Source organism: Ruegeria sp. BHSC043 (assembly GCF_059612985.1).
Genome location: NZ_JBXWRS010000019.1, coordinates 1 through 24,618 on the forward strand (window position 1 = coordinate 1; position 24,618 = coordinate 24,618).

At 63.6% G+C, this 24,618-nt stretch carries 19 protein-coding genes and 2 pseudogenes; 7 read left to right on the plus strand and 14 right to left on the minus strand.

What is annotated here, in order from left to right:
* Nucleotides 1-269 (plus strand): annotated as a pseudogene (locus AC2FMM_RS16900) (beta-galactosidase); the annotation flags it as partial.
* A 33-nt stretch (nucleotides 270-302) separates the two neighbouring features.
* Here AC2FMM_RS16900 and AC2FMM_RS16905 read toward each other — a convergent pair.
* From AC2FMM_RS16905 to AC2FMM_RS16945, 9 genes are all read right to left on the minus strand, one after another.
* Entirely contained in the window at nucleotides 303-1,565 is a 1,263-nt protein-coding gene (locus AC2FMM_RS16905) for an ABC transporter permease (RefSeq protein ID WP_496682373.1), read from the minus strand.
* Entirely contained in the window at nucleotides 1,562-2,482 is a 921-nt protein-coding gene (locus AC2FMM_RS16910) for an ABC transporter permease (protein WP_496682376.1), read from the minus strand. Before AC2FMM_RS16910 ends, AC2FMM_RS16905 begins: the two co-directional genes overlap by 4 nt.
* 13 nt (nucleotides 2,483-2,495) lie before the next feature.
* A complete protein-coding gene (locus AC2FMM_RS16915; RefSeq protein ID WP_496797198.1) occupies nucleotides 2,496-3,608 on the minus strand; it encodes an ABC transporter ATP-binding protein in 1,113 nt (370 codons plus the stop codon).
* Between the two features lie 118 nt (nucleotides 3,609-3,726).
* Nucleotides 3,727-4,851 (minus strand): extracellular solute-binding protein, encoded by a 1,125-nt coding sequence (locus AC2FMM_RS16920; RefSeq protein ID WP_496797199.1) that lies wholly within the window; start codon nucleotides 4,849-4,851, stop codon nucleotides 3,727-3,729.
* A 340-nt stretch (nucleotides 4,852-5,191) separates the two neighbouring features.
* Nucleotides 5,192-6,280 carry an ABC transporter ATP-binding protein gene (locus AC2FMM_RS16925; RefSeq protein ID WP_496797200.1) on the minus strand — a complete coding sequence of 363 codons (1,089 nt, stop codon included), beginning with the start codon at nucleotides 6,278-6,280 and terminating at the stop codon, nucleotides 5,192-5,194.
* A 3-nt stretch (nucleotides 6,281-6,283) separates the two neighbouring features.
* A complete protein-coding gene (locus tag AC2FMM_RS16930) occupies nucleotides 6,284-7,939 on the minus strand; it encodes an alpha-glucosidase (protein ID WP_496797201.1) in 1,656 nt (551 codons plus the stop codon).
* A 9-nt stretch (nucleotides 7,940-7,948) separates the two neighbouring features.
* Nucleotides 7,949-9,097, minus strand: a complete 1,149-nt coding sequence (locus AC2FMM_RS16935; protein WP_496682385.1) for a carbohydrate ABC transporter permease — start codon at nucleotides 9,095-9,097, stop codon at nucleotides 7,949-7,951.
* Between the two features lie 10 nt (nucleotides 9,098-9,107).
* Entirely contained in the window at nucleotides 9,108-10,115 is a 1,008-nt protein-coding gene (locus AC2FMM_RS16940) for a carbohydrate ABC transporter permease (RefSeq protein ID WP_496682388.1), read from the minus strand.
* A 65-nt stretch (nucleotides 10,116-10,180) separates the two neighbouring features.
* The gene (locus tag AC2FMM_RS16945) at nucleotides 10,181-11,449 is read right to left on the minus strand and encodes an ABC transporter substrate-binding protein (RefSeq protein WP_496797202.1); all 1,269 of its coding nucleotides are present in this window, start codon (nucleotides 11,447-11,449) and stop codon (nucleotides 10,181-10,183) included.
* A gap of 225 nt (nucleotides 11,450-11,674) precedes the next feature.
* On the opposite strand from AC2FMM_RS16945, the gene AC2FMM_RS16950 reads away from it, so the two are divergent.
* The 5 genes and pseudogenes from AC2FMM_RS16950 (at nucleotide 11,675) to AC2FMM_RS16970 (ending at nucleotide 16,686) form a co-directional block, all read left to right on the plus strand.
* On the plus strand, nucleotides 11,675-12,706 hold the full coding sequence (locus AC2FMM_RS16950) for a LacI family DNA-binding transcriptional regulator (RefSeq protein ID WP_496682393.1): 1,032 nt from the start codon (nucleotides 11,675-11,677) through the stop codon (nucleotides 12,704-12,706).
* 2 nt (nucleotides 12,707-12,708) lie between these two features.
* Nucleotides 12,709-14,007 (plus strand): annotated as a pseudogene (locus AC2FMM_RS16955) (GH1 family beta-glucosidase); the annotation flags it as partial.
* A gap of 48 nt (nucleotides 14,008-14,055) precedes the next feature.
* On the plus strand, nucleotides 14,056-15,036 hold the full coding sequence (locus AC2FMM_RS16960; RefSeq protein ID WP_496797219.1) for a glucokinase: 981 nt from the start codon (nucleotides 14,056-14,058) through the stop codon (nucleotides 15,034-15,036).
* Between the two features lie 39 nt (nucleotides 15,037-15,075).
* On the plus strand, nucleotides 15,076-16,002 hold the full coding sequence (locus AC2FMM_RS16965; protein ID WP_496682396.1) for a carbohydrate kinase family protein: 927 nt from the start codon (nucleotides 15,076-15,078) through the stop codon (nucleotides 16,000-16,002).
* A gap of 18 nt (nucleotides 16,003-16,020) precedes the next feature.
* Nucleotides 16,021-16,686 carry a D-lyxose/D-mannose family sugar isomerase gene (locus AC2FMM_RS16970; protein ID WP_496797203.1) on the plus strand — a complete coding sequence of 222 codons (666 nt, stop codon included), beginning with the start codon at nucleotides 16,021-16,023 and terminating at the stop codon, nucleotides 16,684-16,686.
* A 40-nt stretch (nucleotides 16,687-16,726) separates the two neighbouring features.
* On the opposite strand, the gene AC2FMM_RS16975 is transcribed toward AC2FMM_RS16970, so the two are convergent.
* Nucleotides 16,727-17,236, minus strand: a complete 510-nt coding sequence (locus AC2FMM_RS16975; protein ID WP_496797204.1) for a cation efflux transmembrane domain-containing protein — start codon at nucleotides 17,234-17,236, stop codon at nucleotides 16,727-16,729.
* 90 nt (nucleotides 17,237-17,326) lie between these two features.
* Complete coding sequence (locus AC2FMM_RS16980) at nucleotides 17,327-18,952, minus strand: GMC family oxidoreductase (protein ID WP_496682403.1); 1,626 nt, start codon at nucleotides 18,950-18,952, stop codon at nucleotides 17,327-17,329.
* A 161-nt stretch (nucleotides 18,953-19,113) separates the two neighbouring features.
* Between AC2FMM_RS16980 and AC2FMM_RS16985 the strand changes: the two genes are divergently transcribed.
* The gene (locus tag AC2FMM_RS16985) at nucleotides 19,114-20,664 is read left to right on the plus strand and encodes a trimethylamine methyltransferase family protein (RefSeq protein WP_496797205.1); all 1,551 of its coding nucleotides are present in this window, start codon (nucleotides 19,114-19,116) and stop codon (nucleotides 20,662-20,664) included.
* A 42-nt stretch (nucleotides 20,665-20,706) separates the two neighbouring features.
* Here AC2FMM_RS16985 and AC2FMM_RS16990 read toward each other — a convergent pair whose 3' ends face one another.
* Genes AC2FMM_RS16990 through AC2FMM_RS17000 form a run of 3 tightly spaced genes read right to left on the minus strand, consistent with a single transcriptional unit; the run spans nucleotide 20,707 to nucleotide 24,461 of the window.
* Complete coding sequence (locus AC2FMM_RS16990) at nucleotides 20,707-22,047, minus strand: NAD(P)/FAD-dependent oxidoreductase (protein WP_496797206.1); 1,341 nt, start codon at nucleotides 22,045-22,047, stop codon at nucleotides 20,707-20,709.
* On the minus strand, nucleotides 22,044-23,540 hold the full coding sequence (locus tag AC2FMM_RS16995) for an aldehyde dehydrogenase (protein ID WP_496797207.1): 1,497 nt from the start codon (nucleotides 23,538-23,540) through the stop codon (nucleotides 22,044-22,046). Before AC2FMM_RS16995 ends, AC2FMM_RS16990 begins: the two co-directional genes overlap by 4 nt.
* 3 nt (nucleotides 23,541-23,543) lie before the next feature.
* Entirely contained in the window at nucleotides 23,544-24,461 is a 918-nt protein-coding gene (locus tag AC2FMM_RS17000) for a dihydrodipicolinate synthase family protein (protein WP_496797208.1), read from the minus strand.
* Nucleotides 24,462-24,618: the final 157 nt, after the last annotated feature.

The following is a 24,618-nucleotide window of genomic DNA, read 5'->3' on the forward strand; positions in this document are numbered from 1 at the left end:
CGGACGGAACCCCGGCACTGAAAGGGGGCGACCAGCTTTGGTATCTGGCCGGATTCCCGGACGAAGACCTGTGGGACCGGATCGTTGAAATGGCCGCGCAGAAGGTCGGGCTGACCCTGCATCCGATGCTGCCCGGCCTGCGGCAGCGCGAGACCGCGACCCATCAGTTCCTGATCAACTACAACGCTCATTCCGTCGAATGGAACGGCCACACGATCGCGGCCTGCGACGTGGCCATTCTGAAACGCAATCCGCCCGGCTGGGGCTGACCTCAGGCCGGGCGGAAGCCTTGACCGGCGCGCCTATTGGTCGCCGCTCAGGCTGTTGGGATCGAACACGTTCCCAAAGCCGCTATTGCCCTTGGGCGGTGCTTCGGCTTCGGGCTCGGCGTCGCTGCCGCCACCCAGAGTGCCGGGCGCGAACACACCGCCAAAGCCGCTGTTGTTCGAGGGTTTGGGCGCCGATTGCGTGGCTCCGCCCTGCTCGGCCTCCTGGGCTTCGCGCTGCTTGCGCTGCTCCTCGCGCTGCTTGCGCAGCTCCTGGATACGGCGTTCGGCCTCCAGGCGTTTCTGCTCTTTCACGTTGGCGATGCACTGGTCGGGGCTGTAGACCGCCGCCGTGCCCACCACCGTGATCGTCGCCACCGCAAAGACCACCAGCAACACCGCCGCCATGTTCCCGGCAAAGAAGCTGGGCAGACGGATCTTGCCGCCCAGGTCCTGCACCGTCGCGTTGCGGCGGGCGGCGGCGACCAGCTCCTGCCGGCGCAGCTTGGCCTCGTTCAGAAGGGCAAAGAACACCGTCAGCGCCACGATGATGAAGGCCAACGCCGAGATCGAGGGCGTGATGCCGTACCGCACCTTCTGCGCCAGCTCGATGGTCAGCGTCGGATACTCACCGAAGGTGAAGGTGGTGGTGTTGTAGTTCTCGAACGAGGCCAGAAACGCCAGCACCGCCGCCGACGCGATCGCCGGGCGCATGAACGGCAGCAGGATCTTGCGAAACGCCTGCGCATGGGTCGCACCCAGATCCAGCGCGGCCTCGGTCAGCGCCGTGTCATAGCGCTGCAACCGCGCCACCAGCACCAGCATGCAATAGCTGGCGATGAAGGTCGATTGGCCGATCACCGTCAGGAACACCCCGTTCGACAGGACGCTGTCCGCGCCCAGCCCCAGCATCCGGTTGATCCGGTCCCAGAACACCAGGGTCGAGATGCCCAGCACCACGCCCGGGATCAGGATCGGCGCGATGATGATCGTATAGTAGGTGGCGCGCAGCCGGGGCCAGATCTGGGTCAGCATCAGCGCGCCGGCCAGCCCCATCGCCACCGACAGAACCACCGTTCCCGCCCCGATGATCAACGAGTTCTTGATCCCGTTCAGGATGCGCTGATCTTGGAACAGTTCGGTGAACCACTGGAAGGTCAGGCATTCCCACGGGCTCATCCGCGGGAAGCTGGACGAGTTGAAGGCGGTGATCGACATGATCACCAGCGGGCCCAGCAGATAGGCGAAGAAGATCGCCAGATAGACCCAGATGCTTATGCGGAGGAAGGAATTGTTCATTTCCCGATATCCCCCATGTTCACCTTGAACAGGCGCATCATCGCCAGCACGAACAGGATGCAGGTCACCAGCAGCACCACCGCATAGGCTGCGCCCTGGGGCCAGTCATTGTTGTCGTTGAACTGCTGATAGATCAGCTGCGTGAACCACAGGCTTGACGGCCCTCCCAGGATCTGCGGCGCGGCCAGCGCACCGGCTGACAGCATGAACACCATGGTACAGCCCGAGCTGATCCCCGGCTTGGCGTATGGGATGACCACCCGCCAGTGGATCCGCCACCAGGGCGCCCCCAGATCCCGCGCCGCCTCGATCTGGTTCCGGTCGAGGCTTTCGATCACGTTGTAGATCGGAAAGATCATCAGCAGGATGTAGGCATAGCCCAGACCGGCATAGAGCGCGATGTCGTTGCGGATGAAATCGAAGGGCGTGTCCCAGATGCCCAGGCCTACGAACAGCGTGTTCAGAACGCCAGTTTCGCCAAAGATGATACGCAACGCAAAGGCGCGCAGGATCTCGTTGATCCAATAGGGGATGATCAACATGACTGCGAAGATGCGAATGTGACTGCCCTTGGACTGGCCCAGGTAATAGGCGATCGGATAGCAGAGGATCAGGTTGAAGATCGTCACGCAGACCGCCGCCACCAGTGTGCGGAAGAACACCCGTAGATCGACGGTGTTGTAGTCCTGACTGCCGCCCTCGGGGCCGTAGATCAGGTATTTGTAGTTCTCCAGCGTGTACACGTCCTTGGGGCCGCCGATTTCCGGGGGCGGCAGGTTGGGACGGAAGGAGAAGTCCAGCATCGACAGCTGCGGCAGGATGATCAGGCCGATCGTCCAGAACAGGACCAGACCCAGGATCGTCAGCCCCATGCCGGTGCCGTTGCGGTTGAAGAAATCCTTCAGAAAGGAGGGCATGTCTCGGGCCTCCCTATTCCGCGGCCAGTTCACCGGCCGGAACCACGACCGCGTTGCGGGTGTCGTATTCCAGCGTGATGTTCTGTCCCGTGTGATCCTTGAACGACTGGCCGTGGTTCGGGATCGAGACCTTGATCTCTTTCCCGCCATCGCCTTCGGTGAAGATGTTGAAGACGTTGCCCTCGAATTCCTCATGGGTCACGCGCGCGGTCACGAAGTGATCGCCGCTGGCGCCCTCGGGCGCGATCGAGAACGCCTCGGGCCGGATGAACATCATGGCGTCGTCGCCCTCGGCCAACTTGCCCCGGTTGGCCGTGGAAATACGCGCCACCAGCTCACCCGAACGGTTGGTTGCGATCAGCGCCTCATCCCCCATCACCCGCTTGACCTTGCCGCGGAACACGTTGTTTTCGCCCACGAAAGAGGCGGCAAACGCCGTGGCTGGATCGTTGTAGATGGTCTTGCCGTCGGCGATCTGGTCGATCACCCCGGCGCGCATCACGGCGATGTTGTCCGACATGGTCAAAGCCTCGCCCTGGTCATGGGTGATGTAGATGAAGGTGATGCCCACCCGCTGCTGAATTTCGCGCAGCTCGGTGCGCATGTGCTGGCGCAGCTTGAGGTCCAGCGCCGACAGCGGTTCGTCCAGCAGCAGCACGTCCGGCTCGGCGCACAAGGCGCGCGCGATGGCCACCCGCTGGCGCTGGCCTCCCGACAATTCGCTGGGCAGCTTGTCGCCCTGACCCGGCAGCGCAATCATGTCCAGCAGTTCGTCCGCGCGTTTGCGCCGTTCGGCGGCGGTGGCGCCTTTTATCTCCATCGAAAAGGTGATGTTCTCCCACACCTTCATGAGCGGAAACAGCGCGAGGTTCTGAAAGATCAGCGCGGTCGGACGCTTGTTCGGCCCGATGCCCTTCATGTTCTTGCCGCCGATCAGGACATTGCCTTCGCTGGGCTCGAGGAACCCAGAGACCGCCCGCAGGATCGTGGTCTTGCCGCAGCCCGAAGGCCCAAGGAACGAAAAGAAGTCGCCGCCGTTTATGTGAACGTTCGCATCGCGTACGGCGACGAAATCGCCGAAGCGAATCCACAGGTTTTCCAGATCAACTCCGATCCCTGCACTCATGTTTAGTATCTCCCTGTGACACAGCCTTTGGCCGCACCGCATCTTTGTCCGTCACGCGGAGCGCGTGCGGAGTCCTGTGGCCCCCCGCTGCGTTGCGGGGGGCGCGATCGAGTTGCGATCAGGCGCTCTTGAACTTGTTGACGAACTCGGTCCGGGTTTCGGCGTACCAGGGGGCCTCGGCCGGCCAGGGGTTCAGGTTGGCAAGCGAGTCGCCCGGATAGGCCTCGGCAAAGTTCTTCTTGTAGGTATCGCCGGAATATTGGTCGGCGCCCAGTACCGGCGAGTTGTAGCCGTGGCTGTCGATCGCCACGCCGGCGGGCTCGGGTTGATAGGCGAATTCGATGAACGCATAGATCTGGTCGATGTTCTGGGCGCCCACGGGCACCGACATGCCATCGACCCAGGCCATCGCGCCTTCGACCGGCGCCTGATAGTGCACCGGCTCGCCGGCAGATTTTAGCGCCAGCGGCGGACCGTCCCAGGTCTGGCCGACGACCACACCTTCGTTCAGCAGGCCATTCTTTTGGGTGTCGGCATCGTTCCACAGCAGCTTGATGCGGTCCTTGCGGGCGATGCACCAATCGGTGATCTGGCCCCAGACCTTGCGCATCGTTTCTTCGTCATTGTAGGCCGACCAGACCGAGCCGGGCTCCATCTCGCCCACACGCTCCATGTACAGGCCCGCGCCCAGCATCATCGAATGCGCGCGGCCCATGGTCTTGCCGGCGTTCTCCTCGGACCAGACATCGCCATAGGACGGCGCGTCGCCATCCGGCAGCCACAGGTCGGTGCGATAGGCGATGCCCTCGGTGCCCCAGATATGCGGCAGCCAGTGCACGCCTTTGCCGCCGAAGTTCCAGGCATCGGTGCCGATCTTGGCCATAGCCGGGTTCACCTTGTCAATCGGCACGCGGCTCATGTCAAACGGTTGCAGAAGTTCCAGCGGCTCCCACTGCAGCGAGCGGTTGTTGGTGGGCGACACGATGTCGAAGCCCTGGCCTTTGGTCGCCTTCATCTTGTTGATGATTTCCTCGTTCGAGCCGATGCCGGTATAGTTCACCTTGATGCCGGTCTCGGCCTCAAATGCCTCAAGGAAGCTGGGCGGCAGGTAATCCGACCACATCAGGATGTTGACCTCACCCGAGGATGCCAGCGCGCTTTTGCTGTAGAGCGGCGCTGCCAGAGCGGCCGCACCGGCCCCTTTCAACACCGTACGACGGTTCACATTCGACGATTTCGCCATTGGTTTTCTCCCGTGTTTGGACTGAGTTTTGTTGTTGTATGTGCGTCACGTTAGAGTTTTGCGGCCGCTGCGTCAGTCCAAAAAGCGACAGATTGCGAAATTCATAGGTCCAGATTGACGACCTCGATAGGCGACGGCGGCTCACCGCAGTCGGAAATTTCTCTTCATTCGCCCGCAAATCAGGCTTCAGATCATACTTCCCCGCAGACATCAGCTGCGCCGGCCCAACCCGGATCAGCGAACCCCTGTGTCTCGACCCGCGTGAATAGTTTACAAGAAAAAGGCCGCACCTGCCCCGCCATGGGGCCGGATGCAGCCTTTTTGTGCAGAATCAGAAGCGTCAGGCGCGCGGGCGCATCGACAGCCCGTCATGGAACAGGTGCACTTTTTCGGGCGCCGCCGTGACCGAGACCGTCTGCCCACGCAAACCGCGATGAATGCCCGGCAATTTGCCGATCACCGACTCGGCCCCCGGGGCCTTGGCGAAATAGAGCAGCGTCACCTCGCCCAAGGCTTCGGTGAAATCCACGACACCGGTCAGCAGGGGCGCGCCATCGGCAACCACCAGGTCCTCGGGCCGGACGCCCACATTGACTTTCTTGCCGACGTCCGCGTCTTGGGTCGGGATGGCCGAAACCGCCGTGCCGCCGGAATCCAGCGCGACGGTCGTGGTGGCACCGGTGCCGGTGATCGTTCCGGGCAGCAGGTTCATGGCGGGCGAGCCGATGAACTGGGCCACGAATTCGTTGTCGGGCGTCTCGTACAGTTCCAGCGGCGTGCCAACCTGTGCGATGCCCTTGTTGGCCAGAACCACGATCCGGCTGGCCAGGGTCATTGCCTCGACCTGGTCGTGGGTGACATAGATCATCGTGCTGTCGGGCATCGCCTCTTTCAGTCGCGCGATCTCGATCCGCGTGGCCACCCGCAGCGCAGCATCCAGGTTCGACAGCGGCTCGTCGAACAGATAGACCTTGGGGTCGCGCACGATGGCACGTCCGATGGCGACCCGCTGACGCTGACCGCCCGACAGAGCCTTGGGCAGCCGGTCCAGAAACGGTTCCAGCTGCAGGATCTGCGCCGCGCGGTTCACCGCCGCGTCGATCTGATCGGCGGGCATCTTGGCGATTTTCAGGGCAAAGGCCATGTTCTCGCGCACGGTCATGTGCGGATACAGCGCGTAGCTTTGGAACACCATGGCGATGCCGCGCTGTGCCGGGGGCACGTCGTTCATCACCTGCCCCTCAATCTCCAGCGTCCCGCCCGAAATGCGTTCCAGACCCGCGATCATCCGCAGCAGGGTGGACTTGCCGCAGCCCGAGGGGCCGACGAACACGATCAACTCGCCGCGCTCGATCTCAAGGTTGATATCCTTCAGGACATCGACATTGCCATAGGTCTTGGCGACATCGGTCAGCTTGAGTTCGGACATGGGTTACCCTTTCTCTCGGACCATCAGGCAGAATTGCGACGGCGCCAGCGTGGCGCTTTCCTGCGCGTCGACTGCGCCAAGATCCTGACCGATGCAGCGCCAGTTGCCCTCGGGCAGGTCGATTTCCGCGGTGTCATCGCCCAGGTTGAAGGCACAGAACACCTGCTGGGTATCATCCTCACGCAGGAAGCTCAGGATCGGGCCGGTTTCGCGCATGTGCGACTGGGTGCCCGACATCAGCGCCGGATACTCATGGCGCAGAGCGATGGCGCGGCGATAGTGGTTCAGCACCGACTGCGTGTCGGCTTCCATCCGGTCCACGGCGCGTTCAGCCTGCGCGGTACTGACGGGCAGCCAGGGCGCACCTGTGGTAAAGCCCGACTGTTCGGCCTGTGCGGCCCAGACCATGGGCGTGCGGCAGCCGTCGCGGCCCTTGTATTCAGGCCAGAATTCGATGCCATAGGGGTCCTGCAGGTGCTCAAAGGCCACGTCTGCCTCGGGCAGGCCCAGCTCTTCGCCCTGATACAGGCAGGCCGAGCCGCGCAGGCACATCATCAGAACCGCGTGCTGCCGGATGCCGGCCTCGTCCAGATCCCAGCGCGAGGCGTGACGCTGCACGTCGTGGTTGGAGAACGCCCAGCACGGCCAAGCGTCGCCAGCCTTGGACAGAAGCTGGTCGAACACATGCTTGGTGTATTCTGCCGTCAGGCGGCGTTTCTCCAGAAATTCAAAGGCATAGCACATGTGCATGCGCTTGTCGCCACGGGTGTATTCGCCCATGATCTCAAGCCCGCGCTGTGCGTCGCCCACCTCACCCAGACAGGCGCGACCGTCATATTGATCGGTCAGGGCGCGCAGCCGTTCCAGAAAGGCGATGTTTTCTGGTTGGCTCTTGGAATACAGGTGGTCCTGATGGTTGTAGGGGTTGACCATCGGCGCGATGGTGGCGTTGCGCTGATCCAGAGGCAGCGCCGGGTTGTCGCGCAGTTGCGCGTCGTGGAAGTAGAAGTTGATCGTGTCCAGCCGGAACCCGTCAACGCCCATGTCCAGCCAGAACCGCGCGACGTCCAGCAGCGCGTCCTGCACATCGGGGTTGTGGAAATTCAAGTCCGGCTGCGAGGTCAGGAAATTGTGCAGATAATACTGCTGCCGGCGCGTATCCCACTGCCAGGCCGAGCCGCCGAAGATCGACAGCCAGTTGTTGGGCGGGGTCCCGTCAGGCTTGGGATCGGCCCAGACATACCAGTCGGCTTTGGGGTTCTCGCGGTTGCTGCGGCTTTCGACGAACCACGGATGCTGGTCCGAGGTATGCGACAGCACCAGGTCGATCATCACTCGCAGACCCAGACCATGGGCGCGGTCCAGCAACGTCTGGAAATCCTCCATCGTGCCGAACATCGGATCGATGGCGCGATAGTCGCTGACATCGTACCCGAAATCCTTCATCGGCGACTTGAAGAAGGGCGAGATCCAGATCGCATCGACCCCCAGACCGGCGATGTAATCCAGCCGCTGGGTGATGCCCCGCAGGTCTCCGATGCCGTCGCCGTTGCTGTCCTGAAAGCTGCGCGGATAGATCTGATAGATCACCCCGCCGCGCCACCAGTCGGACTCCGTCTTGGTTGAGTGCTTGAGGTCCACGTTGTTCTGCACGTTCATCACACGCCCTTATTTGACTGAACCGGCCAGCAATCCGCGGACCAGGTATTTCTGCATTGCAAAGAAAACGACCAGCGGCACCGCGATCGACACGAATGCCGCCGTCGCCAGGATTTCCCAATTGCCGCCACGGGTGCCCAGAAGCTCGACGATACTGTTGGTCATCACGGTGGTTTCTCCGGATGCGTCGATCAGGAACACCTTGGCCACCAACAGGTCGTTCCATGTCCACAGGAACTGGAAGATCGCGAACGAGGCCAGCGCCGGAAAGCTCAGCGGGAGGATCAGCTTGGTGAAGATTTGAAACTCGGTGGCGCCGTCGACCCGCGCATTCTCGATCAGGTCGCGGGGCAGACCGGCCATGTAATTGCGCAAAAGATAGATCGCCAGCGGCATGCCAAAGCCGGTATGGGCCAGCCAGACGCCCAAATACCCTTTGCCGATGCCGATGTTCAGGTGGAATTTCAGCAGCGGGATCAGCGCCAACTGCAAAGGCACAACCAGCAGACCGACCACCGCGGCGATCAACAGCGCACGGCCCGGAAAGTCCATCCAGGCCAGCGCATAGGCCGCAAAAGCCGCCACCAGGATCGGGATGATCGTGGCCGGAATCGTGACCGTCAACGTGTTGAAGAACGCCTTGGCCATGCTGTCGGTGCTGTCCTCGGCCAGCAGGACCTTGTGGTAATTGTCCAAAGTGAACTCGGGCGGCAGTTCGGCGGTCACGAAGACGCGCGACCCCCTGCTGCCGGTGAATTCCTCGGTGTTCTCCATCCGGTAATCGCCATTGACCTGAACGGTGATCGTTCCGCCCTTGCGCAGTTCGGCCGTCTGGCCCGGCTCAAATGCATCGATCTCGCGCGAGCTGATGCCCCATTTCGAGATGCGCGCGTTGGTGCCGGCGTCGAACAGATTGCCCTCGATCACATACAGGCCATTTTCCTGCACCTGGGTATCGGGCGCGGCGCTGCGCAGCGTCAGGTTCTGCTCGGACGGGAAAATCGCCCGCCACCAGCCGCTGGTTGCGATCTGGTCCGCCGTGCGAAACGACGAGATGAACAGGCCCAGCGTGGGCACCACCCATAGCACCACCAGAAACAGAACCGAGGCATGTACGGCCCATCTGAGCGCCGGGCGGGTTCCTGCGATCTCACTCATGGCGGACCCCCTATTCCATTTCCTTGCGCGCGTTGCGGACGTTCCAGACGAGGATCGGCGTCACCAGCAGCATGATCACCATGGCCGAGGCCGAGCCCACGCCCCAGTCGTTGGCGCGGAACAGCTTGTCGAACATGTAGTTGGCCAGCACCTGTGTCTCCCACTGGCCGTTGGTCATGGCGAACACGATGTCGAAGACCTTCAGCACGACGATGGTGATCGTTGTCCACACCACTAGGATCGTCGTCTTGATTTGCGGCACCTTGATCTTGAAGAAGATCTGGAGCGGGCTGGCGCCATCCAGAATGGCGGCCTCGACCGTTTCTTCGGGAATTCCACGAAGGGCCGCCGACAGGATCACCATGGCAAAGCCCGTTTGGATCCAGATCAGAACGATCATCAGGAAGAAATTGTTCCAGAACGGAATGGTCAACCAGGTCTGCGGCTCGGTTCCGCCAAAGAAGATGTACAGGGCATTTAGCATGCCGATCTGGTCCTGCTCGATCGGGCGGGTGTCATAAACCAGCTTCCAGATCACCGAAGCGCCCACGAACGAGATCGCCATCGGCATGAAGATCAACGACTTGGCAATATTGCCCCAGCGGATGCGGTCGGTCAGCTGGGCCACCAACAGGCCGAATGCCGTCGACAGCGCCGGCACCACGATCAGCCACAGCATGTTGTTGCGCATCGCTTCCCAGAATTTCGGCTCGGCGACCATCTGGGCATAGTTGTCCAGACCAACCCACTCGTACCCGCCGCCGGGCACGCGGTCGGTCAGGGACAGGCGCAGCGTTTCCACCACCGGATAGGCGAGGTACAGCCCCAGCGCGGCCAGGGCGGGGAGCAGAAACAGCCAGGGCCGGATCATGTTGGCCCTGTTGATGTTGCGCCCGGCATTCGGGCCGCGCGGCGGGAACAGAACCTTGTCCAGAAACTGGTTGGACAGGTAGAAATAGCCGACGCAGGCGGATACGCCGATGGCGATCGTCAACAAACCTTGGATTGCGGGATGCATGTCACCCTCCGTGGCGACGATGGGTCGGGCAACCCGCATGCACGGGTTGCCCCTGGTTCACGGGTTTACTGGATCGCGTCCCAGGACGCTTGGATCTCGCCGCCGACCTCTTGCGCGGATTTGCCACCGACATAATCGACCATGCCGGTCCAGAACGTACCAGCGCCCACCGCGCCCGGCATCAAGTCGGACCCGTCAAAGCGGAAGGTGGTCGCGCCCAGAAGAATGTCGTTCATCTTCTTCAGCGTCGGGTCCGAGAAGGCCGAGGTATCGACACCCTTGTGTGGGGTCAAAAAGCCGCTGAGCGCCATCCAGGTCTCATGCGCCTCGGGGGTCTGCAGATACGCGATCAGGTCGTGCGCGGCGGGGCTGTCGTTGGTGATCGCCCACAAAGTGCCCGCGCCCAGAACCGGGCTGCCCAGATCCTTGCTTTCATAGGCCGGGAAGTAGAAGAAATCGGCATCTTCACCCACGACCGTGCCTTCGGGGAAGAAGGCCGGGATGAACGAGGCCTGACGGTGCATGTAGCACTGCGGCGGTGAGCTGAACAGACCCTTGGGGCTGTCGCGGAAATCGGTGGTTGCAACCGCCCCGGCCCCACCGGCCACATAGTCGTCATTGCGGGCGAATGCACCGAATTCCTCGATTGCGGCCACGACCTTGGGGTCGTTGAACTTCAGGTCGTTGGTAACCCAGGCGTCGTAGTCCGCCGGGGACAGGGTGCGCAGCATCATGTCCTCAACCCAGTCGGTCGCCGGCCATCCGGTCGCGCCGCCCGACCCCAGACCGATGCACCAAGGCGTGCCGCCATCGGCGACGATCTGGTCGGTCAGGGCCTTGAGCTCTTCCATCGTGGTCGGGACCTCATAACCCGCGTCCTCGAAATTCTCGGGCACGTACCAGACCAGCGATTTCACATCGACCTTGTAGAAGAAGCCGTAGAGATGCTCCTGACCGTCCGGGCCGGCATAGGTGCCCAGATCGACCCAGGACTGGCCCGCGGCATAGTTGTCGCGCACCCAATCCGCCGTTCCGTCCGCCAGCGGCGTCAGGAACCCGGCCTTGGCCATGTCGGCCGCCAGTCCCGGCTGAGGGAACACGGCGATGTTCGGTGCCGAACCGGCCTCGGCGTCGATGCGGATCTGCTGTTCGAAGCTGTCCGAGCCGACATAGGCATATTCATGCCCGGTGGCAGCGGCAAAGCCGTCCAGCACCTTTTCGACATTTTCCTGGTCCGGGCCAAGCCAAGGGCCGAACACGGTGACCTTTTCGGCCTGGGCCGCGCCCGCCATCAGGGCAAACGTGGCCGCACCTGCCAAAAGCGAGTGTTGCATTGATTTTCCTCCCAACTGTATCTGGCGCATATGAGACTCGGTTTTCAAAGCGCTTTGGATGCCCGCTGTTATCCGCTAACGGAATGCGGCTGTCAATCGTCTGTTTTTTGTAAGCCCCATGTTTTATTGATGCAGTCGCAGAAAAAATGAAACAGCTTGACGCAAGCAAAAATTGGCCACACAACAGGGACTGAACCGCAGATTTAAGGCGCTTTGACAGCCGCTATGAACCTCAAACAGCTCTCTCAGATCCTGGGCCTGTCACAGACGACGGTCAGCCGCGCGCTGAACGGCTACCCAGAGGTGAGCGAGGCAACACGCCTGCGGGTTCAGGCGGCGGCGGCCAGGCACGGCTATCGTCCGAACGCGCGCGCCAAGGGGCTGGCGACGGGTCGGTCGATGGTGATCGGCCACGTGATTCCCAGCTCGGCCCGGCACGAGATGGTAAACCCGATCTTCGGCGATTTCGTCGCCGGCGCGGTCAAGAAGTATGCCGAGCACGGCTATGACATGATGTTCACAAATGCCGACGACACCTCGATCGAGGACGCCTATCGCAGCCTCTTCCAGCGCGGCGCGGTCGATGGCGTGGTGCTGCAGGGCCCCAAAGTGGACGAACCGCGGATCGAGGTTCTGACCCGGATGCAGGTGCCGTTCATCGTGCATGGCCGCTCGACCGGCGTCAGCCTGCCCTATGACTGGATCGACGTGAACAACAAAAGTTCGTTCCAGCGCGCGACCCGCTTTCTGATCGACCTGGGCCACCGGCGGATCGCGCTGATCAACGGGCTGGAGGACATGGATTTTGCCCAAAGGCGCCGCGACGGGTATCTCGAGGCGCTGAAACAGGCCGGCCTGTCGCCCGACCCGGCCCTGATGCGCAGCGCCGAGATGACCGAAGTCTATGGCCACCACGAAACCCGAGACATGCTGCGGCTGGACGATCCGCCGACCGCGATCCTGACCTCATCGATGATTTCGGCGATCGGGGTGCGGCGCGCGCTGGACGAGGCCGGGCTGAAGATGGGCCGCGACGTATCGGTGATCGCCCATGACGACGACCTGTCCTATCTGAAGAACGGGCAGGACGTTCCGATCTTTACCGCCACCCGGTCTTCGGTGCGCCACGCTGGCGAACTGGCCGCCGAGATGCTGATCGAGCGCATCCGCGCGCCCCACGACCCGACCAAGACTAGATTGCTCGAGGCCGAACTGGTAGTCGGCGGCTCGACTGGTCCCGCCCCCAACAGGTTCTGAACATGAAATACACCCGCGCTGATTTCCCCAAAGACTTCCTCTTTGGTGTCGCAACCTCGGCCTATCAGATCGAAGGCCACGCACAGGGCGGCGCCGGCCCGACCCATTGGGACAGTTTCGCGGCCACGCCCGGCAACGTGGTGCGCGCCGAAAACGGCGATCTGGCCTGCGACCACCTGCACCGGTTCGAACAGGATTTCGACCTGATCCGCGAGGCCGGGTTCGACTGCTATCGCTTTTCCACCAGCTGGGCGCGCGTGCTGCCCGAAGGGCGCGGGCCGGTGAACCAGGCCGGGCTGGACTATTATGACCGGCTGGCCGACGCCCTGCTGGAACGCGGCATCCGCCCCTGCGCCACGCTGTATCATTGGGAGCTGCCCTCAGCCCTGGCCGACCTGGGCGGCTGGCGCAACCGCGACATCGCCAACTGGTTCGCCGATTTCACCGAGATCATCATGGGCCGCATCGGCGACCGCATGTACAGCGTCGCGCCGATCAACGAGCCCTGGTGCGTCAGTTGGCTGAGCCATTTCGAAGGCCACCACGCCCCCGGCCTGCGCGACATCCGCGCCACGGCCCGCGCCATGCATCACGTCCTTCTGGCCCATGGCCGCGCGATTCAGGCCATGCGGGGCCTTGGCATGTCGAACCTGGGCGCGGTGTTCAACCTGGAATGGGCCGAACCCGCCGATGAAACCCCCGAGGCCCGAGAAGCCGCCGATCTGTATGACAGCATCTACAACCGGTTCTTCCTGGGCGGCGTGTTCAACAAGGCCTACCCCGAGAACGTCGTGCAGGGGCTGCAGGCCCACCTGCCCGACGGGTGGCAGGATGATTTCGACACGATCGGCACGCCGGTCGACTGGTGCGGGTTGAACTACTATACCCGCAAGCTGATCGCACCCGCCGACACGCCCTGGCCCAGCCTGAAAGAAGTGCCCGGCCCCCTGCCCAAGACCCAGATGGGGTGGGAGATTGAGCCAAGCGCGCTGACCCGGTTCCTGACCCGTACGGCCCGGGACTACACAGGCGATCTGCCGATCTATGTCACCGAAAACGGCATGGCCAGCCCCGAGCGGCAGCAGGATGACGACCGCATCGACTATCTGAATCAGCATCTGGCTGCGGTGCAGGACGCGCTGGATCAGGGCGTTCCGGTCAAGGGCTATTTCATCTGGTCACTGCTGGACAACTACGAATGGGCGCTAGGATACGAAAAGCGGTTCGGCCTGGTCGATGTCGATTTCGAAACGCTGGAACGGCGCCCCAAGGCGTCGTTCCGGGCGATGCAGGCCGCTTTGGCCCAGGGCGATCCGGTCTCGGTTCCGATGGCGCAGCCCAGGGGCGCAATGCACGACCACTGGAACCTCGTGGCCGATATCGGCGGCACCAACACGCGGCTGGGGGTCGTCACCAATGGCACGCTCACCGATCTGCGCAAATCGCCCACCGGCACCCTGCCCGAGTTTCTGGCCGCCCTGCACGACCTGTGCGCCGAGATCGGAACGCCGCCGCGCGCCGTGGTCGCCGCGGGCGCGGGCCCGGTGCGCAATGGCACGATCCGTCTGACCAATGCCAATCTGGACCTGTCCGAGGCCGACATCGCCACGGCCACCGGCGCGGACCACACCTTTGTCATCAACGACTTTACTGCCGCCGCGTGGTCGGTGGCCGAGATCACGGGCGATGACGTGCAGGCCCTGCAGGGCGAACCGACCCCGCCCAAGGGCACCCGATTAGTGGTCGGCCCCGGCACCGGGCTGGGCGTCGGCGCACTTTTGTATTCCGAAGGCCACTATCACACCGTCTCGGGCGAGGGTGGCCATGTCGGGCTGTCGCCCCGCACCCGCGATGAAGTGGACGTGTTCGAAGCCGCCCGCCGGATCGCGCCCGAGTGTTTCTTTGGCGACAGCCTGACGCTCGAGGCCGAGATGTTCCTCAGCGGCACCGGCCTGCCGATCCTGTATCGCGCTGTGGGCATGGCCGCAGACCAGCCCGAAACGCCCGTCCTGCCCGCCAAGGACATCCTGCAGGCCGCGCGCGACGGGTCCGATCCGCTCGCCATGCGCGCCGCGCAGATCTTCACCACCCATCTGGGCGCCGTGATGGGCGACATGGCCGTGACCGTGATGCCCACGGGCGGCGTCTTCCTGGTGGGCGGCGTGGCCGACAAGAACCGCTGGCTGTTCGGTGACGACTTCCTGACGACCTTCAACGCCGGAGGCCGGTTCGACGCGCTGCGGCAGGGCTTTGGCGTTTATGTCTCGAAACAGGCCGAATTTGGCATTGTTGGCGCTAACAACTTCTGCAAAAATGCGCTCGCGCGGTAAATTCACCGCCTGATCTTTGCAGAAGGAAGGAGCCGGGACATGATCCTGTGCTGTGGCGAAGCCCTGATCGACATGATCGCGGAACCGACGGTTTCGGGCGCGCAAGGTTTCGTGCCACATTCGGGCGGCGCGGTGTTCAACACGGCCATCGCCCTGGGCCGGCTGGGTGCGCCTGCCGGAATGCTGACCGGGCTGTCGAGCGACATGTTCGGCCAGCAATTGGCGCAGGCTCTGAAAGACAGTCATGTGGATGGCTCGCAGGTTGTTCTTTCGGATCGTCCGACCACGCTGGCCTTCGTGCAACTGCAGGACGGGCACGCCACCTATTCCTTCGTCGATGAAAACTCGGCCGGGCGGATGCTGCGCCCCGAGGATATGCCGGACCAGTTGACCGCGACCTCGGCGCTGTATTTCGGCGGCATCAGCCTAGCCTGCGAGCCCTGCGCCGATGCCTATGCCGCCCTGCTGGACCGCCACGGGGCCGAGCGCGCAGTGATGATCGACCCCAACATCCGCCCCGGCTTCATCCAAGACCAGACCCGCTATCGCACCCGGCTGAACCGGATGATCGCGCAGGCCGATATCGTCAAGGTCTCGGACGAAGATCTGGACTGGATCGTCCCAGGCCCCGAAACGCTGGAAGAAAAGGTGCCGCTGCTGCTGCAGGCCGGCCCCGCCGTGGTGATCGTCACGCGCGGCAGCCAGGGCGCGACCGGGTATCTGGCCGATGGCCGCACGGTTACGGCGCCGGTCACGCCGGTTCAGGTCGTCGATACGGTGGGCGCGGGCGACACGTTCAACGCCGGGGTGTTGGCGCAACTGCACCGCGCCGGGCTGCTGACCAAACAGGCGCTCCGCGCGATCTCGCCCGACGACCTGCGCGCCGCGCTGGAACTGGGCGGCAAGGTCGCCGCCGTCACCGTATCCCGCGCCGGGGCCAACCCGCCCTGGGCGCACGAGCTGTAAGTCATCGAAAGCACCGATATGAAACGATCCGAGATCAACCGCATCAAGGCAGAGGCACAGGACTTCATCAATTCGTTCGGCTTTGCCCTACCGCCCTTTGCCGACTGGACGCCCGAGCAGATGCGCAGCCCGCAGGCCGCCGGCATCCGCGCCCGCGGCCTTGGCTGGGACATCACCGATTACGGCCAGGGCAAGTTCGACGAGCTGGGCCTGTTCCTGTTCACCCTGCGCAATGGCGACGAAAAGGACCTGAGCGCAGGACGGGGCATGCTCTATGCCGAGAAGCTTTTGATTTCGCGTGACAAACAGCTGTCGCCGATGCATCGCCACATCGTCAAGGCCGAAGACATCATCAACCGCGGCGGCGGCAATCTGGTGATGGAGATCTACGCCTCGGCCCCCGATGGCAGCATCGACCGCGACACCCCTGTTACCGTACCCAGCGACGCCTGTCCGGTGACCATACAGCCGGGCGAGCATCTGCGCCTGAAGCCGGGCGAAAGCGTCACGCTGATGCCCGGCATCTGGCATGCCTTCTGGGCGGAAAAGGGCGATTGTCTGATCGGCGAGGTCTCGACCGTCAATGACGACCGCACCGACAACGTGTTCGAACAGCCGATCCCGCGCTTTGCCACGATCGAGGAAGACACCGCGCCCGAATTCCTGCTGGTCGCCGATTACTGAGCGCGCGGGGCCGGGCCGAGGTGCGGGTCAGAGGCCAATGTCAACGCAACCCGGCCCCAAGGCTCAGCACTCCGTCGACCATCGCGGCCCGGGCCTCGACCCGCAGCAGATCGCTGGTCTTGCCGGTGCGGCGCCAGTTCCAGCGCTGATAGGCGAAGAACGCCAGGCAGATCGCCGCCATCGCCCCGGCATAGATCAGGATCCATTCCAGAACCACCGGCGCGGCTTCGCCCGTCTTGGCATAGGCCAGCAGACGATTCACCGCCGAACCGGCCGCCATCACGATGATCCCGAATAACAACAGGCTGCGGAACATCACGTAGACGGACTCGTCGATCTCGTATCCGAAGGCGCGGTTCTGGTCCGGGGCGCGCCGGATCGGGGCGGCGACCCATCCCGCCACCAGAGCCGTTGCGAAATTGAGCCCCGAGAACAGCCGGTCCAGCAACAACGCGTCGGAGTTTGCCAGCAACCCGGCCGCACCCCCTGCGCCCGCCATGAACAGGCTGGCCCATTTTGTCGCGTTCAGCGACCGGTGTTCAAAAATCAATGTGCCCTGCGTCGGTTCAGCATTTCCGGTTGATGAGGCAGGCGCTCATTTATGTCCGGCGGGCCGTGGCGCATTCCCCATGTACCTTTATCATGCCCGTCCGCGGATCATGTCGGCAGCCTTTTCCGCGATCATGATCACGGGCGAGGCGGTATTGCCCGACACGATCTTCGGCATGACAGAGGCATCGATCACCCGCAGCCCCTCCAGCCCCCGAACGCGCAACTGTGGATCGACCACCGCGGCGGCGTCACTGCCCATGCGGCAGGTGCCGACCGGGTGAAAGATCGTGGTGGCGATGTCGCCCACCGCATCGAGCAGACCCTGTTGGTCGTTGATCTCGGGGCCGGGCAGAACCTCTTGCGGATTATAGGGTGCCAGAGCCCGCGCCGCCATCACCTGCCGTGCCTGCTGCACGGATTTGACGGCCACCTGCCGGTCACGCTCGGCCGAGAGGTAATTCAACCTGATCTCGGGCTGGGCCTTCGGATCGGGCGTGGTGATGTGGCAGTGCCCCCGGCTTTCGGGCCGCAGATTGCAGACCGAGACGGTGATCGCGGGAAACGGATGCAGCGGATCGCCCAGCCGGTCGGTAGACAGCGGCTGCACGTGATATTCCAGATCCGGCGTGGCCAGCATCGGGTCGGATTTGGTGAACATGCCGAACTGGCTGGGCGCCATCGCCATCGGACCCGACCGGGTCAGGGCGTATTGCGCTGCGATGCGCGCCTTGCCCCACAGGCTATTGGCCATGGTGTTCAGAGTTTTGGCGTTCTGCACCTTGAACACGGTGCGGATCTGCAGATGGTCCTGCAGGTTCGCCCCCACGCCCGGGCTTTCATGCTGGACCGCGATTCCGTGGGCCGCCAGCACCTGGGGGTCGCCGATCCCCGACAGCTCCAGCAGCTTGGGCGAGTTGATCGAACCCGCCGCCAACAGAACCTCGGCCCTGGCCAAGGCCCGGTATTCGGTGCCGCCACGAGCAAAGCGTACGCCGCGCACGGTCTTGCCCTCGAGGATCAGGCCCAGCGTCTCGGCCTCGGTCAGGACTCGCAGGTTGGGCCGTTTCATCGCGGGGCGCAGAAATCCCTTGGCAGTGTTCCAGCGCACGCCGTTCTTCTGGTTGACCTCGAAAAACCCCGAGCCTTCGTTGTTGCCGTCATTGAAATCGGCGCGCGGCTGGATACCGATCTCGCGCGCGCCATCCTGCACGGCTTTCAGAATCTCCCAGCTCAGCCGCTGTTTCTGAACCTTCCATTCGCCGCCGGCCCGGTGCATTTCGCTGTCGCCGGCGTGGTGATCTTCTGATTTCAGGAAATAGGGCAGCACGTCGTCCCAGCCCCAGCCCGCGTTGCCCAGTTGCCGCCAATGGTCATAGTCGGCCGCCTGCCCGCGCATGTAGATCATCCCGTTGACCGAGCTGCACCCGCCCAGCACCTTGCCCCGCGGATAGACCAGCGACCGTCCGTTCAGACCCGGCTCGGGCGCGGTTTTCATCATCCAGTCGGTGCGCGGATTGCCGATGCAGTACAGATACCCCACCGGGATGTGGACCCAATGGTAATTGTCCGACTTGCCCGCCTCGAGCAGCAGAACCCGTGTTTTGGGGTCCTCGGTCAGCCGGTTGGCCAGCACGCAGCCCGCGGTACCCGCGCCTATGATGATATAGTCGTATTCACCCTCAAGCCGGGCGGTTTCAGATGTGGCGGAATTCATTCTCGGTCTGCTCTGTGCATTGTTCCTGATCCTGCGGAGCGCAGCTTATCAGCTGTTGCAGGCAATGCACGGGTCAGATGTCGCATTCCGCAACAGTATTTCGCAATCCTGCAGGTCGCGCCCCCGGTCGGCGGTCAGACTGGTATCAAAGGAGGCCCAGAATGACCCAGACCGCAACCCGCGTCCGCAACGGAGGCCGCGCCGCCCGCCGCGCCCTGCGCACCGCACCCAGCTTTGACATGTTGCCGGGCCTGACCCGCAACATCCCGCTGTGCGAAGTGATGGACGGATCACAGGTCGAGCGGATCGACGCGGCCTCTATGGATATCCTCGAAAACGTGGGCGTGCAGTTCCGCGACCCGATCGCGCTGGCCGACTGGAAGGCGGCTGGTGCCAAAGTCGACGGCGAGCGGGTGTATCTTGATCGCGGGCTGGTCCGCGAATTGATCGCGACGATCCCCTTGGATTTCACCTATCACGCCCGCGACCCGCGCAAAAATGTGCGGCTGGGCGGGCGGCACGCGATTTTCGTGCCGATGACCGGGGCGCCCTTCCTGCGGGATCTGGATGACGTGCGGCGCAACCCGACGCTGGACGATCTGGCGATGTTCCACAAGCTCAGCCACATGCTTCCGGCGCTGCATTCCTCGGCCCACCACATCGTCGAGCCCTATGACCACCCGATCAGCCAGCGGCACCTTCGCATCACCTATTCGTCGATGAAATATTCCGACAAGACCTTCATGGGCATGACCACCTCGCCCAAGAACGCCGAAGACGTGATGGAGATGTGCGCCATCCTGTTCGGCGAGGAGTTCATGGAGGATCACCCGGTCACCACCGGCAACTGCAACGGCAACTCGCCGCTGGTCTGGGACGAGACCATGCTGGGGGCGATGCGCGCCTTCTGTCGCCGCAATCAGCCGGTGCTATGCTCGCCCTTCGTGCTGGGCGGGGCGAACACGCCGGCCAGCGTGCCGGCGACGGTCGCGCAGCTGAACGCCGAGGCGCTGAGCGCGCTGGCCTATACGCAGGTGATCCGGCGCGGCTGTCCCGCGATCTATGGGCACTACCTGTCGACCGTCAGCATGAAATCCGGCGCGCCGATGGCGGGCACGCCCGAGATCAGCCTGATGAACTTCATGATCGGCCAGATGGCGCGGCATTACGGCGTGCCGTGGCGCAGCTCGAACACGCTGGGCGGGGCCAAGACATTCGATGCGCAGGCGGGGTACGAATCCGCGACCACGCTGTCGGCGGTGATCCATGCCGGGGCAAACTACATCTGGCATTCGGCGGGCTGGAACGAGGCCGGGATGCATTGTTCCGTCGCAAAGTTCTTAGTGGATGCCGAACAATGCGCCATGGCCCATCGCATGGCCGAGGGGCCGAAATGGGACGATTTCGATCAGGCCGTCGCGGCGGTGTCGGATATCGGCCCGGGCGGGCACTACCTGGGCCACCCGCACACGCAGGAGAACTTCCAGGAGGCGTTCTTCATGCCCGAACTGTTCGACAACAACTCGATCGAGCAATGGGTGGCCGAGGGCGAGGTCGAGATCACCGAGCGCGCCCTGAACCACGCCCGCAAGCTGCTGGCCGAGTATCAAGAGCCCCGGCTGGACCCGGCCATCGACGAGGCGCTACGCGATTACATTGCCCGGCGCGAGCGGGAAATTCCCGCCGCCGACGAATTGAACCAGCATTATTAGGAAACACACCACGTGCCCGCCTGCCTGTCAGGCGGGCCTTTTTCATTCGTCGCGCGCACGCCATTCCTTCCAACGCAGCACCATGTTGGCCCCGATCTCAGACAACGGCCGGGGGGGCAGGCGTCTGGGCCGTTCTTCGGTACCGAAATGGTCGCTGATCCCGGACCGCACGCCGCAGGCCATTTCGGCCGCGGCGATCCCGGTCAATGTGCCGCGCGCGGTGCCCAACCCGTTCTGGACGCAGGCGGAATAAACGCCGGTCTCGATCTCGCGGGTGACCGAGACGCCGTTCAGGCTAAGGCACAGATGGCCGGCCCATTCGTACTCCATCGCGATGCCGCGCAACGGCGGGAAGCGCCGGTCGAATTTGCGCCGCATCACCGCAGCCGCGCGCCGCAGGTCCGATGCCCGCGCCTCCATGCCCGGACGCAGCACCGCACAGGTGCGGGCAATGATCCGGTTGCCACCCTGCCCGGTGTCGATCCGGCGCATGGTGGTGCCCATCGGATCGGACGGGGTCACGCCCCAGCGCGGCTGACCACCCAGCCGGGCCAGTGCATCAGCGTCCAGTTCTCGCGTCATCGCCGCGAACAGAAACAGCTGCATCAGACGACCACGTTCGACACCGAAACTTTCCAGGTGACCGTTCACCGACAGGATCAGCCGGCCGGTCGAGACCTGCCCGCGCGCGGTCTGCACGCGCCAGCCCGCCCCGTCGCGCTGGAACCCAGTGACCGCGCCGTGTTCAAAAATCTGCACCCCATCGGCCACCAGCCCCGCCGCCAAACCGCGCACATAGCCCGCCGGCTGCAGCATGACCGCGCCCGGCGTAAACAACCCCGATACATAGTGCCCGGACCCGGTGAGTGCCTGCATCTGATGCCGGTCCAGCATCTCGGACCGCTCGCCGAGGCTGTCCAGATGGCGGGCATAGCTTTGGTTGTGCGTATGTCCCGCCGGGCTGGCCGCGCCGTTCACTTTGCCCGCTGGATCGAAATAGTTGGGGTCGATGCCGTACTCCTCGACCGCCGCGTGAGCGAAAGCGATTGCCTGCCGGTTCAACCCGATCATCGCCCGGTCATCGCCCGCCCCGGCATAGTCGTCCGAGGCCAGATCATGCGGCAGATCGATCATGAAGCCCGAGTTGCGCCCCGCCGCGCCTTCCGCCACGCGCCCGGCTTCAAGCACCACGATCCGCGCATCGGGCACCAGCTGCCGCAGACGCCGCGCCGCAGACAGGCCGGCAAAGCCTGCGCCTACGATGGTGAAATCTGCGGTGATATTGCCCGAAAGCTGCCGCGCGGGAGGTTGCGGGCCCAGCAGGGCATTCCACGCCGCCGGGCCGCGCTGCACCGGCAGGCGGCAAGCGGTGAACCGCGTCAATCCACCGCCTCGTCGGCATCATCCGACAGGTCGATCCACAGCGTCTTCAGCTGCGAGTACTGGTCATGCGCGTGCAGCCCGTTGTCCCGACCGCCAAAACCCGACTGCTTGTAGCCGCCGAACGGGGTCGAGATGTCGCCCTCGCCAAAACTGTTCACCGTCACGGTCCCGGCCCGGATCGCGCGGGCGCCGCGCAGCGCGCGCTTGGCGTTGGCGGTGAACAGCGACGCGCAGAGCCCATATGGCGTGTCATTGGCCATCGCGATGGCCTCGTCGAACCCCGCGACCGCGATCACCGACAGAACGGGCCCAAAGATTTCCTCGCGCGCCAGCGGCGCGTCATTGTCCGGCAGCTCGACCACGGTTGCCTCGACGAACCCATTTTCAGCCTTGCCGCCCAGAAGGACTGAAGGCGCCTTGTCCAGATAGCCGCAGACCTTGTTGAAATGGTCTTTGCTGACCAGCGCGCCCAGCCGGGTTGCAGGGTCCAGCGGATCGCCCACAGTCCACTGGCGGGCGTGGTGGGCGATGCGCTCCAGTAGGTCGGCCTTGACCGCGCGGTGCACGATCAGGCGCGACGTGGCCGAGCAATTCTCGCCCATGTTCCAGAACGCCCCGTTCACCACATGGGCGGCAACCCGATCGAGGTTCTCGGCATCCTCCATGACGATGGCCGGGTTCTTGCCGCCCATTTCCAACACCACCTCCTTGGCGTTGCTTTCGGCCGCATAGGACAGGAATTTCTTGCCCGTTACCGTCGAGCCGGTGAAGGACACCATGTCGATATCCATGTGCCGCCCGATGGGTTCACCCACCTCGGCGCCGCCACCAGGAACCACGTTCAGAACACCGCGCGGCAGCCCGGCCTCGACGGCCAGTTCGGCCAGACGCAGGGCAGTCAGCGGGGTTTCCATCGCCGGCTTCACCACCACCGAGCACCCGGCCGCCAGCGCCGGGCCGATCTTCCACGCCAGCATCAGCAGGGGGAAGTTCCACGGCAGAACCAGCCCCACCACCCCGATCGGTTCGCGCAGGATCATCGCGATGTGGTCGTCGCTGGCAGGCGCGACTTGATCGTAAATCTTGTCAATCGCCTCGGCATGCCATTTCAGGCAGTGGATCGCCTCGGGCACATCCACGGTTTCGCAGTCAAAGATGGTCTTGCCGCTGTCGATGCTTTCCATGACCGCCAGTTCGCGGGCATTACAGGTCATCAGCTTGGCCAGGCGGATCAACACATCCTTGCGCGCCGACGGATGCAGGCGCGACCAGCGGCCGTCATCGAAGGACTCGCGCGCCTTTTCCACGGCCAGGTCCACATCGGCGGCGTCGCAGGCCGCGACCTCGGTCAGCACCGCGCCGGTAGCCGGGTTCACCGTCGGAAACACCGCGCCCGAGATCGCCGGGCGATAGCCACCATCGATGAAGGCACCGGTGGGCAGGTCCAGCCCGGCGGCGATGGATGCGTATTCGTCCCGTGTCAGCAAGCCCATGCCTCAGCCCTCCGCCATGATGTCTGCGATCTTGCGTTTCAGCACGCGGGTCACCTGTTCCAGCGCGCGCTTGTCATCCTTGTTCAGCCCCTTCAGAGGCGACCGTACCGCGCCCGCCGGGATGCCGTTCATCGTGACCCCATGCTTGATGGTCTGGATGAACTTGCCGCCCTGTTCGAGCACCCGCATCAACGGCATCAGCGCCGACATGATCCGGCGGCCCTTGGCGAAATCGCCCTGCAGCACGCAGGCCTCATACAGCGCCACATGCTCGCGCGGCAGAAAGTTCGACCCGCCACAGACCCAGAAGGGCGCACCCCAGGCGAAAAATTCCAGCGCCTGATCGTCCATGCCGCAGCCCAGCTGAATATGCGGATAGTCCCGCGCAAGCATATGTACGCGGTTGATGTCGCCCGAGCTTTCCTTGATGCCGCAAAAATTGCGGCTGCACCCCACACGGTCGAGGAACTCGGCCCCCATCATCGTGCCGGTGCGATGCGGATAATTATACAGCATCACCGGCAAATCGGCCGCCTTGTCAATGGCCAGCGCATTCAGAGCGTTTTCCCGGTCTGTCGGCACCGAATAGGGCGGGCTGGCCAGCAGGATGGCATCGGCCCCGATCTGGCGCGCGCCTTGGGCCAACGCGATCGAATCCGGCGTCAACATCGCGCCGGTCCCGACCACCAAAGGCAGACGACCCTTCAGACGCTGGTGGGTAAAACGCGCCAGTTCCAGCCTTTCATCAACGGTCTGGGCATAGTTTTCGCCCGTGGACCCGCCCGAGATCATCCCGTGCACGCCATTCTCGACCAGGTATTCGATCACCTCGGCCAGCGCATCCCAATCGACGCTGAAATCATCCGCATAGGGCGTCACCACCGGGGTATAGATCCCCTGAAATCTGAACACGGGTGTCATCGTCGTCCCTTGTGCATGGCGCTTTTCCGGGACGCTACAATAGAATACAATTTGTGTACAATAGAATCTTACAGAAAAAAAGACGCGCCGAACCGGCGCGCCTTCGGGCCGGGTCGCAACGCAGTGACCTAGCGCGCCCAGTTCTCGGCCGGATCGC

Excerpts from the sequence above, each read along its gene's own strand:
- AC2FMM_RS16905 (WP_496682373.1), bottom strand. The coding sequence starts at position 1,565 with ATGAACAATTCCTTCCTCCGCATAAGCATCTGGGTCTATCTGGCGATC.
- AC2FMM_RS16910 (WP_496682376.1), bottom strand. The coding sequence starts at position 2,482 with ATGCCCTCCTTTCTGAAGGATTTCTTCAACCGCAACGGCACCGGCATG.
- AC2FMM_RS16915 (WP_496797198.1), bottom strand. The coding sequence starts at position 3,608 with ATGAGTGCAGGGATCGGAGTTGATCTGGAAAACCTGTGGATTCGCTTC.
- AC2FMM_RS16920 (WP_496797199.1), bottom strand. The coding sequence starts at position 4,851 with ATGGCGAAATCGTCGAATGTGAACCGTCGTACGGTGTTGAAAGGGGCC.
- AC2FMM_RS16925 (WP_496797200.1), bottom strand. The coding sequence starts at position 6,280 with ATGTCCGAACTCAAGCTGACCGATGTCGCCAAGACCTATGGCAATGTC.
- AC2FMM_RS16930 (WP_496797201.1), bottom strand. The coding sequence starts at position 7,939 with ATGAACGTGCAGAACAACGTGGACCTCAAGCACTCAACCAAGACGGAG.
- AC2FMM_RS16935 (WP_496682385.1), bottom strand. The coding sequence starts at position 9,097 with ATGAGTGAGATCGCAGGAACCCGCCCGGCGCTCAGATGGGCCGTACAT.
- AC2FMM_RS16940 (WP_496682388.1), bottom strand. The coding sequence starts at position 10,115 with ATGCATCCCGCAATCCAAGGTTTGTTGACGATCGCCATCGGCGTATCC.
- AC2FMM_RS16945 (WP_496797202.1), bottom strand. The coding sequence starts at position 11,449 with ATGCAACACTCGCTTTTGGCAGGTGCGGCCACGTTTGCCCTGATGGCG.
- AC2FMM_RS16950 (WP_496682393.1), top strand. The coding sequence starts at position 11,675 with ATGAACCTCAAACAGCTCTCTCAGATCCTGGGCCTGTCACAGACGACG.
- AC2FMM_RS16960 (WP_496797219.1), top strand. The coding sequence starts at position 14,056 with ATGCACGACCACTGGAACCTCGTGGCCGATATCGGCGGCACCAACACG.
- AC2FMM_RS16965 (WP_496682396.1), top strand. The coding sequence starts at position 15,076 with ATGATCCTGTGCTGTGGCGAAGCCCTGATCGACATGATCGCGGAACCG.
- AC2FMM_RS16970 (WP_496797203.1), top strand. The coding sequence starts at position 16,021 with ATGAAACGATCCGAGATCAACCGCATCAAGGCAGAGGCACAGGACTTC.
- AC2FMM_RS16980 (WP_496682403.1), bottom strand. The coding sequence starts at position 18,952 with ATGAATTCCGCCACATCTGAAACCGCCCGGCTTGAGGGTGAATACGAC.
- AC2FMM_RS16985 (WP_496797205.1), top strand. The coding sequence starts at position 19,114 with ATGACCCAGACCGCAACCCGCGTCCGCAACGGAGGCCGCGCCGCCCGC.
- AC2FMM_RS16995 (WP_496797207.1), bottom strand. The coding sequence starts at position 23,540 with ATGGGCTTGCTGACACGGGACGAATACGCATCCATCGCCGCCGGGCTG.
- AC2FMM_RS17000 (WP_496797208.1), bottom strand. The coding sequence starts at position 24,461 with ATGACACCCGTGTTCAGATTTCAGGGGATCTATACCCCGGTGGTGACG.